Source organism: Amycolatopsis sp. WAC 04182 (assembly GCF_003947465.1).
GTDB lineage: Bacteria > Actinomycetota > Actinomycetes > Mycobacteriales > Pseudonocardiaceae > Amycolatopsis.
Window position 1 is genome coordinate 152847 of record NZ_QHJJ01000008.1, and the last position, 11033, is coordinate 163879.

The window sequence follows — 11033 nt, forward strand, 5'->3', positions numbered from 1 at the left end:
GCGCTCAGGCGTTGCCGCCGTAGACCTGTCGGCAGGTCGGGGATTCGGCGAACGCGAGCTCCAGTTCGGGGTTGGCGCGCAGATGCTTGATGGGGCCTTCCGGCTCGCTCAACCCGCTCATCGAGCTGTCGGCGTCGGCGACCACCTTCTGCAGGCTCGCCTGGTCGGTGACCTTCGCGTCCTGCATCCGTGTCAGGGTGGCGGACACCTTCGACTTGGTCTCGCCGAGCGTGGTGGTGGCCTTGTCCACGGCGGACTGTCCATCCGGGACCGGCGGCACACCGGCGTTCCGGATCCCGCCCGCCATGTCGTCGAGCGCGGCGGACAGCGAATTCAGGAAACCCACCATGGCGGTCTTGGTCCCCTGCGGGTCGGCGGGGTCGAAGGCGGGAGGCTTGGACAGCTTCGCCGAGCCCGTCGCGACGCCCGAGCACACCTTGTCCACCCAGGCGAGCGCGGCCGGGTCGGCGTGCCTGCCGGCGTCGGCGGGTTTGTCGGACCCGCAGGCGCTCAGCAGGACCGCCGCGGCGGTCGTGGAGACGGCGGCGAACGCGATTCGCGCCGCCGTGCGGCGTATTCTTTTCATGGTTTCCCCGTCGAATTCGGCGAAAGAGGGCCTGCCTCGGCGCGACGAGCGGGATTCCGCGCTGGTCGGCGGTGACCGGCTTGCTGAACCGCGAGGTTACTCACGAAAGATTCCGGCAGGCAAGGCGGCGGTGACCCCGAAAAGGCTGATTGGCACGCGTGAGATAGTTTCCTGTGGTGCGATTGTCACTCGCGTCAGCGGTTCCGCTGGCAGTCTGACCTGGCTCTGAACTGGGGAAACCCATGTGTCGCTACTAGGAACCAGCCGGTCGTACCGTGCCTGCGTGACAATTTACCCGCGGCTGGTGAAGTTTTCCGGTGAAGCACTTGATAGCGGTGTGGACGCGTCGTTAGTTTACTGTTCGGTTGCGATCCGTCAGACATCGTCGCTACCCGGAGAATTCTCTCGGGCCGATATTCATTGCTCTGGGGAATTGTACGCCGTTTCGTATCATCGTTGATACCACGGAAGGACGATCGTGAGTCACCGTAGAGGAACAAAGAAGGCGGTCGCCGCCGCCGCTGCCGGTGCCGTGGGCCTTGCCGCCGCGGTACTCGTGGTCGGGGCGCAGTCCAGTGTCGCCGATCCGATCTCGCTCCCGCTCAACTACCACTGCGACCTGCCGCTCGTGGGGTCGCAGTCGCTGAAGGTGGTGATCAACACCGATCTTCCGCTGTCGGTCAAGACCGGTCAGCCGACCGGCACGTTCGACATCAAGGCCGTTTCCACGATCAACGCGGACACGGTCAGCGGGCTCAACCTGATCGGTGCGACCACGCTGGAAGGACAGGCCGTCGCGGCGGCGACCGTGGCGGCACCGGGGCTCAACCTCCCGGTCAACGTCCCGAACGACATCGCCAAGCAGAACATCCCCACCTCGGGCGAGATGACGATCAACGCGGCGGGCAAGACGCCGTCGCTGACCTTCAACCAGCCCGGCGAAGCGAAGATCACCGTGGGTGACCTGCGGCTGAAGGTCACCCCGCGCAAGGCCGACGGTTCGGTCACCGGCATCACGCCGGACGGCACGATCGACGCGCCGTGCAAGCAGGATCCCGGCCAGAACAACACGCTGGCCACGATCAAGATCGGTGACGGCGGTGGCGGCACCACCACGCCCACCACCCCGACCACGCCCACCACTCCTACGACGCCGACCACCCCGACCACGCCGACGACCCCGCCCACTACCACCACCCCCGGTGGCGGCGGGATCAAGTACGCGTTCGGCATCAAGGGACAGACCGCGCTGAAGTCGCTCGGCAGCACGGCGGCGATCAACGGTGGTTTCGACGCGGACGTGGACCTCGCGTCGAAGACGTTCACCGGTGACCTGAAGCTCGACCCGTCGTCCACCCAGTTCAAGCTGTTCGGGTTCATCGACGGCCGTTCCGAGATCAAGGTCGAGCAGGTCGGCAAGCAGACCGGTGAGCTCGTCGGCACCGGGTTCAAGGCGCACATCAAGTTCAACGTGTTCCTGCCGAGCGTGCAGGTCTTCGGGATCCCGATCAGCAGCGACCCGAAGTGCGGCACGGTCAGCCCGTCCACCAGCGAGATGACCACCGGTCCGGACTTCGACCTGCTCAAGGGCGGGAAGCTCACCGGCACCTACTCGCTGTCGGCCCTGCAGAACTGCGGTCAGCTGAACGACTGGGTCAGCGCGTTCGCCAAGAGCGACGGCAACACGCTCGATCTGAACCTCACCAAGAAGTAAGTCAGGCAGCCGGTCCCCGTCGCGTTCCGTGACGGGGACCGGTGCCGTTTCCGTGCCGTCCAGGAAGGCGACCATGCCCCTTCGCATCAACGTCCGGATGCTGCTCGCGGCGGGCCTCATCGTCCTGCTCACGGCGGGCTGCCTGCTGTTCGTCGCCGTCCGCAGCGCGGCGGCCGGTACTCCCGTCGACAAGAAACTTTCGTTCACCTGCCCGTTCCCGCTGATCGGGCTGCAGAAGCTCGACGTGAACATCAAAGCCGACTTCGAGGTGCCGGCGGCGCCCGGCGGCACGCTCACCACTTCCGGGCTGACGATCACCGTGACCGTGCCGGACAAGGCGGCGCGCGGGCTCAACCTCGTCGGCGCCACCACCATCGAAGGCACCGCGGCGGCAGGCGTGACCCTGGTCAACGGCGACGCGAACCCGCTGCCGGTGCGCCTCCCGCTGAACGTCGCCAAGACCGATATTCCGCCGTCCGGCACCTTCAGCCCGGTGGCGACCGGCTCCGTGCCCACCATCACGCTGGCGAAACCGGGCAAGACGACCCTGACCGTCGGCGACTTCACCACCCGCCTCACGCCGAAGAAGGCCGATGGCTCCTTCACCGGGCTCGGCTCCTTCACCTCGGACTGCACGCTCGACCCCGGCCAGGACCCCGGTCCTGCTCTCCTTCGAACTCGGCGAGAAGCCCGCGGGGCACCGATTCGCGATCGCCGGGAAGACCGGGGTCAAGGCACTCGGTGCCGACGCGCCGCTGACCGGCACCTTCGCGCTGAGCCCGACCGCGGCGACGGTGTTCAGCGGCGGTCCGGTGTTCGACAAGGCACACGCCGACTTCCGGCTGTTCGGCTTTCTGCCGGGCTCGGCCGATCTGGAGTTCGTCGCCGAAGGACCGCAGGGCGGCGACCTCGCCGGGACCGGTTTCGTCGCGCGACCCCGGTTCACCACCGTCCTCCCGCTGGTGACGCTCGTCGGCATGCCGGTCAGCACCGGCCCTGGCTGCCGGACGTCGGCCCCGTCGACGGCGGAACTGCGCACCGGCGACGGTTTCACCATGGCGAAGGGTGGCTCGCTCAGCGGTACCTACTCGCTGGCGCCGCTGACCGGCTGCGGCGCCTTCACCTCCTACGTGAGCACGCTCGTCCAGGGGGACGGCAACACCTTCGAACTCGCGCTGACCCCGCGCCAGGCCTAGTGGTCGTGAGTGGAGGTTCGGGTTCTGGCCAAGAGCGTCTCAGAGGCAGGTCCGCTGCTCTCGGCCCAGGTACACCAGTGGCCACAGCAGGCACAGCGGCCGCGCGCGAAGGACCCCTTCTCTCGACTCAGCCGAAGAAACTCGACCTTCACACCTTCCCGAGTACATGAAGGCCCCCTTCCTTGCGCCTAGGTACAGGAAGGGGTCCTTCATGTACTGGGAAGAGGCCATCACGCAGAGGTTTCGCCGCGAGTCGTCCGTCCAATCACGTGTGTCGTCCATCCAGGCCCGCGAAACCGTCGCCGGCGCACCGGCACCCGAACACCCACACCACCCCGGCACCTGTTTCCACCACCACCGCAGTAGTCGGGCCGACGGCGGCTCCGGTTCCCGGCGGCGGTAATCTCCCTCGCGACACCACCCGGACACCTGTTCCACCACCGAGGAACCACTGGTGAATCCTGGGAGTGCCACGAAATGACGATTTCCGCGCCGGAGTCCGCCGTCCGCACGGTGGAACTGACCGTGTCGGGGATGACCTGCGCCGCTTGTTCGGCGCGGGTGGAACGCACGCTGAACAAGCTGGACGGGGTGCGCGCGTCGGTGAACTACGCGACCGAGCGCGCCACCGTGCAGGTGCCCGAAGCGCTGGCCGACGACGTGCTCATCGAGCGGGTCCGCAAAGCCGGCTACACGGCGGAGCTTCGCGGCGAAGAGGATCCGGACGTCGGCTTCGCCCGGGTCCGGGACCTCCGGCGACGGTCGGTCGTCGCGGCACTGCTGGCGATCCCGCTGGGGAACCTCTCGATCACCCTCGCGCTGGTGCCGCGGCTGCGGTTCCCCGGGTGGGAACTGCTGTGCCTCGCCTTGGCCGTTCCCGTGGTGTTCTGGTCCGCGCTGCCGTTCCACCGTGCCACGCTGCGGAACCTCCGCCATCGATCGTCCAGTATGGACACTTTGGTGTCACTGGGCGTGCTCTCGTCGTTCGCGTGGTCGGCGTGGTCCGCCTTCGCGGGCGGCACGGAACCCGGGTACTGGATCGGCTTCGGCCCGACGGCGGCCGGCGCCGACGCGATCTACCTCGACGTCGCCGCCGGCGTGACCACCTTCCTGCTGGCTGGCCGGTACTTCGAGAGCCGGTCCAGGCGGAGTGCCGCCGGCCTCCTGGCCGCGCTGGACGCCTTGGCCGCCAAGGACGTCCGGGTGCTGCGGGGCGGCGTCGAGCGCATGGTCCCGGTCGGGGAGCTGGCCGTCGGCGACCTGTTCGTGGTCAAGCCGGGGGAGTCGATCGCCGCCGACGGAGTCGTCTACAACGGACTGTCCACTGTGGATGTCAGTGCGGTGACCGGCGAGCCGGTGCCCGCGGAAGTCGCCACCGGGGACCGGGTCGTCGGCGCTTCGGTGAACCGGGACGGCAGGCTCGTCGTCCGCGCGACCGCGGTCGGCGCGCATACGCAGCTGGCCCAGATGACCGCGCTGGCCGAACGCGCGCAGGCCCGCAAGGCCGCGGTGCAACGGCTGGTCGACCGGATCTGCGCGGTGTTCGTCCCCGCCGTGCTCGGCGTGGCCGTGCTGACGCTCGCGGCCTGGCTGCTCGGCGGGGCACCCGCCCGCGAGGGGTTCGAGGCGGCCGTCGCCGTCCTCATCATCGCCTGCCCGTGCGCGCTCGGACTGGCGACACCGACCGCGCTGATGGCCGGGGTCGGCCGCGGCGCTCAGCTCGGCATCCTCATCAAGGGGCCGGACGCGCTCGAGGCGAGCCGCACGGTGGACACCGTCGTACTGGACAAGACCGGCACCGTCACCACCGGGAAGATGACCGTCACCGCGTGCCGTCCCGCCGACGGGTTCACCCTCGGCGAGTTGCTGCGGTTCGCCGGGGCCGTGGAGGCCGGTTCGGAGCACGCGATCGCGGCGGCCGTGGTGACCGCGGCGCGGGCGGAACTGCCGGATCTACCCCCGGTCGAGGGGTTCGGCGCGTTGCCCGGGCTTGGCGCGAAGGGCGAGGTCGAGGGGCACGAGGTCCTCGTCGGCAACGCGCGCTTGTTCGTCGACCGCGGGATCGCCGTCCCCGACGACTTCACGTCGGTGGACGGCACCACGGCGATCCTCGTCGCGGTGGACGGCCGGGTCGCCGGGCAGCTGGCGATCCGCGACGTCGTGAAGCCGTCGGCACGGGCCGCCGTCGCCGCTCTGCACGCGCTCGGCCTGCGGACCGTGCTGCTGACCGGTGACAACGAAGCCGCCGCCCGCGTGGTCGCGGACGAGATCGGCGTCTCCGACGTGCGTGCCGGAGTGCTGCCCGCGGAGAAGGCTGCGGTCATCGAGGAACTGCGGGCCGGGGGAGCGCGGGTCGCGATGGTCGGCGATGGGATCAACGACGGCCCGGCACTGGCCACCGCGGATCTCGGCATGGCGATGGCGCGGGGCAGCGACATCGCGGTGCGCTCGGCCGACATGGTGCTCGTCCGCGAAGACCTGCGCGTGGTCCCCGACGCCATCCGGCTCGCCGACCGCACCCTGCGGATCATCCGGGGCAACCTGGCCTGGGCGTTCGGGTACAACGTCGCCGCGATCCCGCTGGCCGCGCTCGGGCTGCTGAACCCGCTGATCGCCGGGGCGGCGATGTCGCTGTCCTCGGTGCTCGTCGTGTCCAACAGCCTCCGGCTCAAGGACTTCGGCCGGGCGGACCGACGCGCCGCGTGACACTTGCGGGTGGTTTTGTACCATCGCCCCTCGGGACAAGGGGGGCCTTCGTGAAGCCGTTGAACACCGGCGAACCCACCGGCGTGGGGCGCTACCGGGTGTTCGCCGCGCTCGGTGAGGGCGGGATGGGCCGGGTGCTGCTCGGGATCTCCGCCGACGGACGTCTGGTCGCGATCAAGCAGGTCCACCCTGGTTTCGCGCAGGATCCCGGCTTCCGCGAGCGGTTCCGGCGGGAGGTCGAAACGTCCCGTCTGGTGTCCGGCGCGTACACCGCGCCGGTCATGGACGCCGACCCGAACGCGCCGACACCGTGGCTGGCGTCGGTGTTCGTGCCCGGACCGGCGCTGTCGGAGGCGGTCTCCGCCGGCGGTCCGCTGCCGCCGATGGCGGTCCGGCATCTCGCCGCCGGGCTCGCGCTGGCGCTGGGCGACATCCACCGTGCCGGGCTGATCCACCGCGATCTGAAGCCCAGCAACGTCATCCTCACCGGCGACGGTCCCCGGGTGATCGACTTCGGGATCGCCCGCGCCGTCGAAGGCGACTCGGAACTCACGCACACCGGCGCGGTCATCGGTTCGCCCGGGTTCATGTCCCCGGAACAGGCCGAGGGGAAACCGCTCACCCCGGCGAGCGACATGTTCTCGTTCGGCGCGCTGCTGGTGATGGCCGCGACCGGCCGCGGCCCCTTCACCGGGACGTCCACTCCGCACACCTTGTACAACGTCGTGCACCTCCAGCCCGACCTGCGGCAGGTGGCGCCGGAGCTGCGGCAGATCGTCGAACCGTGCCTGGCGAAGAACCCGGCGGACCGGCCGTCACCCGCGTGGGTGCTGGAGCGGCTCGGTCCGATCCCGCCGACGGCCAGCCCGTGGCCGCCCGTGGTGTCGCATCTCATCGAGACACAGCAGGCCGAGGTCCGGCTGTTGCTGAACCCGCCACCGCCGAAACGATCCCGCCGTGGCCTGTACGCGGGACTGGCCGCGGCCGCCGTGGTGCTGCTGGCCGGTGGCACCATCGCGGCGATCTCGCTGTCCGGGGACGACCCGCCGCCGGCCGCCATCGCGCCGAGTTCGTCACCGCGGCCGGACGAACCGGTCGCCACCCCGGTCAACCAGGATCCGCTCGGCCCGGACAACCTCCGCCGGGTCGATCTGTGCAAGGTGCTCGCGGGCCGCGACGTGCCGGGGTTCGGCAAGCTGAGCACGGAGATCGACATGCAGTTCGACTCGTGCACGTACTCCTCGCCGGCGGGCAAATGGCTGGAGCTGTCCGTCGGCGGCGACCTGATCGAAGGCGAAGCCGGCGGCGAGCTGGAAGGGCTTCCGCTGCGCATCAAGGGCTCCGACGACGCGTGCGCGGTCGCCGTCCCGGTCAGCGGCCTGCCGAACACCAAACTCAGCGTCGACGTCAACTCGATGTCCACAAAGGATGAAGCGTGTTCGGTCGTGAAGGCCGCGCTCGCCGACGCGGTCAAACGGATCCGCGCCGGAGGCCACGAACGCGAGCTCCCGGCGGGCACACTGGCTCCGCTGGACCCGTGCGCGCTGCTCGGCCCCGCGACCACGGACCGGCTGATCGGCCCGGTCGTCGAAACGATTCGCGAACATCTGCACCAATGCCGGTACGACGCGGTGGGCAACGTCCGCCTGAGCTTCGTGCGCGCGTACCCGCCGACGCAATCGAAGGACTCGTACTACACGGCGACCGCCACCCTGGATCTCGGCGGCGCCAAGGTGTACCTGGCCAAGGTCGACGACGGCATCGCGCGCTCCACCTGCTCGCTGACCTGGCAGCACCGGTCCGTCAGCGACCGCGACGGGGAGAACGTCGAGCTGACGGTCGGGACCAGTGGTACCAAGATGACCGCCGACGAAGCCTGCGAAAAGGTGAAGGGCTTCGCCGGGGCGCTGCTGCCGAAACTTCCGAAACCCTAGGGCTGACCAGTGAAACCGTTGAACCCCGGCGAACCCCGGCAGATCGGCCCGTACCGGATCATCGCCGAACTCGGTGAGGGCGGGATGGGCCGCGTCGTGCTCGGCCTCGCCCCGGACGGCAGGCTCGTCGCCGTCAAACAGCTGCACGCCCAGTTCGCGCACGATCCACGCTTCCGCGAACGGTTCCGGCGCGAGGTCGCCACGTCGCGGCTGGTCTCCGGCGCCTACACGGCCGCCGTCATGGACGCCGACGCGGAAGCGGAAACCCCGTGGCTGGCCTCGGTCTTCGTCACCGGACCGTCCTTGAAGGAGGCTGTCGACGGTGCGGGACCGCTGCCCGTCGAGTCGGTGCGGCTGCTGGCGTCCGGGCTCGCCGCGGCGCTGACCGAAATTCACCGTGCCGGGCTGATCCACCGGGATCTCAAGCCCAGCAACATCATCCTGACGAGTGACGGCCCCAGGGTGATCGACTTCGGCATCGCGCGGGTGGCGGAGGACGCGCAGGATCTCACCGGGACCGGCGCGATCATCGGATCGCCCGCGTTCATGTCCCCGGAACAGGCGGGCAGCGGCCAGATCACCGGGGCGAGCGACGTGTTCTCCCTCGGCGCGATCCTGGTCATGGCCGCGACCGGCCGCGGCCCCTTCACCGGCCCGACCGCGCCGCAGACTCTGTATAACGTCGTGCACGCCGCGGCGGATTTCAGCGCCGTCCCGGACGAGATCCGGCGGATCGCCGAGCCCTGCCTTGCCAAGGATCCCGCGCGGCGGCCGACTCCGGAACAGATCCTGGACTTCCTCGGCCCCGTGCCGCCGGGCAAGGCGCCCTGGCCGCTCGCCGTGCACGCCCGGATCCAGCAGCAGGACACGGAAGTCCGCTCGGTGCTGGCCCTGCCGCTGCCGATCTGGCGTCCGCCGCCCAAGAAGATGGCGCCGCGGACGAAGAAGATCCTGTTCGGCTCGCTCGCCGCCGTCGTCCTGCTCGTCGTTTCGGGGATGGTCGCGCTCGGCCTGAGCATCGCCGACCACGCCAAGCCGGAGAACCCGGGAACGACGTCGCTGTCGGCGACCGACGCGCTCGGCGCGGAACGCCTTCGCCTGGTGGATCCGTGCAAGGTGCTCGCGGGCCGGTTCGTGCAGGAGTTCGGCACCCTGAAACCGGAGACGGGCCCGATCTACCCGGCTCGCTGCAAGTACACCGGCCTCAAGGGCGTCAGCTTCGAGTTGCGGCTCGGCGAAGGTGTGTCCGCCAGCAGTCTCGAACGAACCGATCGCACGGCGGAAGGGTTTCCGTTGCTGCGCAGCACCATCAGCGGCGGATGCGACTCGGTCGCCCAGTTGCCGGCGGACCGGCGGCTCGGTGTCGTCGTCTCCCATCCGGGCCGGGAAGGTAACCCGTGCAAGGCCGCCGACGACATGCTGACCGCCGCGCTCACCCGGCTGCGCACGCACGAGGTCGACCGCACGGGTGAACCGGCGAGCCTTCTCCCGCTCGACCCGTGCACGATCGCCGATCCGGCGGTGCTCGGCAAGACCATGCCCAACGCGCAGCCCGCCCCGCGGACGTTGCGGATCTGCGAATGGGTGGGCGGCGGGGACACGCTGACCGTCGAGTTGCAGCGCGGTGCCTACGCGCCGGAGGGTTCGCCGGTCGACCTCGGCAGCGGTGTCAGCGGCGACATGCGGGAGTTCGGCGACTCGAACTGTGCCATCACCTGGCAGCATCGCCCGCTGCCGGACCGCGAAGCCGAACACGTCGCCGTCCGGCTGCTGGCGCGCGAGGGTAGCGGAAGCCCGTGCGACCGGGCGAAGGAGATCGCGGGCTCGGTGGCCTCTCGGCTGCCGAAACCTTGAGCTTCGCGGATAGGGGGAACCCCTGTGACGGCCCGGAAACGGGGTCCGCTAAGCTATCGTCAGTACGAACGACACACCACGCGCGTTTAGCTCAGCGGGAGAGCGCTTCCCTGACACGGAAGAGGTCACTGGTTCAATCCCAGTATCGCGCACCAGGTTCGCTTCCCCGGCGAACCGGAGTTCGTACCGCGGGCGATTAGCTCAGGGGGAGAGCGCTTCGTTCACACCGAAGAGGTCACTGGTTCGATCCCAGTATCGCCCACCGCAGTGAAGGCCCCACCCGGCGAGGGTGGGGCCTTTTTGCGTCTCGTGAGCCAGAGCGGCGCGATGGGCCTTGGAGGGCGCGGCCGGGGTGCCGGGCAGCAGGACCCCCAAGTACATGAAGGCCCCCTTCCTTGCGCCTAGGTACAGGAAGGGGGCCTTCATGTACTTCGGGTGAGCGCGGCCGGGGACCGTAGCACCTCGATCATCGGCGTCAGCGTGTCCATGGTCGCGGCGAGGTCGGCCTTCGGGTCGGGGGAGTGGGCGAGCCAGACGGCGGCCTCGTTCATCGCGCCGGAAAGCAGGCGTACCAACGGTTCGACGGGGCGCTTCGCCAGGACGCCCTCGGTCATCAGCTCGGTCAGCGCTTCGGCGAGGTGCCGGGCGGACGACTCCGCGTCCAGTTCGCGCCAGTCCTGCCAGCCGACCACCGAAGGGCCGTCCAGCAGCATGATCTGCTGGGTTTCCGGATCGGTCGCCGCGGCGAGGAACGCGCGGCAGCCGGCGAGCAGCCCGGCCCACGAGTTCGGCGCGGCGTCTGCGGCCCGCGCGATCTGTTCGCCGACGTCGTGCTGCACGACGCCGAGTACGTGCCGGAACAGCTCCGCCTTGCTGCTGAAGTGGTGGTAGAGCGCGCCTTTGCTCACGCCCGCGGTCTGCGCGATGGTCTCCAGTCCGACCTTCCCGTACCCGTGCTCGGCGAACAGCCGCCGGGCGGTGGCGGTCAACGCCTCCATCGTCTCTTCGCGTTGCTGCTGCTTCGTGCGGGCCATGATCGGAAT

7 protein-coding genes and 2 tRNA genes are annotated in these 11033 nt (G+C 69.6%); 7 read left to right on the top strand and 2 right to left on the bottom strand.

Features of this window, described 5'->3' with window-relative positions:
- Positions 1-4: 4 nt before the first annotated feature.
- Positions 5-586 carry a hypothetical protein gene (locus tag DMH01_RS35630; protein WP_233621791.1) on the bottom strand — a complete coding sequence of 194 codons (582 nt, stop codon included), beginning with the start codon at positions 584-586 and terminating at the stop codon, positions 5-7.
- Between the two features lie 478 nt (positions 587-1064).
- On the opposite strand from DMH01_RS35630, the gene DMH01_RS35635 reads away from it, so the two are divergent.
- The 7 genes from DMH01_RS35635 (at position 1065) to DMH01_RS35665 (ending at position 10252) form a co-directional block, all read left to right on the top strand.
- Positions 1065-2300 (top strand): DUF6801 domain-containing protein, encoded by a 1236-nt coding sequence (locus DMH01_RS35635; RefSeq protein ID WP_125682733.1) that lies wholly within the window; start codon positions 1065-1067, stop codon positions 2298-2300.
- 97 nt (positions 2301-2397) lie between these two features.
- The gene (locus DMH01_RS43745) at positions 2398-3666 is read left to right on the top strand and encodes a DUF6801 domain-containing protein (protein WP_370323589.1); all 1269 of its coding nucleotides are present in this window, start codon (positions 2398-2400) and stop codon (positions 3664-3666) included.
- 307 nt (positions 3667-3973) lie between these two features.
- Positions 3974-6202 (top strand): cation-translocating P-type ATPase, encoded by a 2229-nt coding sequence (locus tag DMH01_RS35645; protein WP_125682735.1) that lies wholly within the window; start codon positions 3974-3976, stop codon positions 6200-6202.
- A gap of 50 nt (positions 6203-6252) precedes the next feature.
- The gene (locus DMH01_RS35650) at positions 6253-8136 is read left to right on the top strand and encodes a serine/threonine-protein kinase (RefSeq protein WP_125682738.1); all 1884 of its coding nucleotides are present in this window, start codon (positions 6253-6255) and stop codon (positions 8134-8136) included.
- A 9-nt stretch (positions 8137-8145) separates the two neighbouring features.
- Positions 8146-9990: a serine/threonine-protein kinase gene (locus DMH01_RS35655; RefSeq protein ID WP_125682740.1), complete on the top strand. Its 1845-nt coding sequence runs from the start codon at positions 8146-8148 to the stop codon at positions 9988-9990.
- 80 nt (positions 9991-10070) lie between these two features.
- Positions 10071-10145, top strand: a tRNA-Val gene (locus DMH01_RS35660).
- 35 nt (positions 10146-10180) lie between these two features.
- Positions 10181-10252, top strand: a tRNA-Val gene (locus DMH01_RS35665).
- Between the two features lie 160 nt (positions 10253-10412).
- On the opposite strand, the gene DMH01_RS35670 is transcribed toward DMH01_RS35665, so the two are convergent.
- Positions 10413-11024: a TetR/AcrR family transcriptional regulator gene (locus DMH01_RS35670; RefSeq protein ID WP_125682742.1), complete on the bottom strand. Its 612-nt coding sequence runs from the start codon at positions 11022-11024 to the stop codon at positions 10413-10415.
- Positions 11025-11033: the final 9 nt, after the last annotated feature.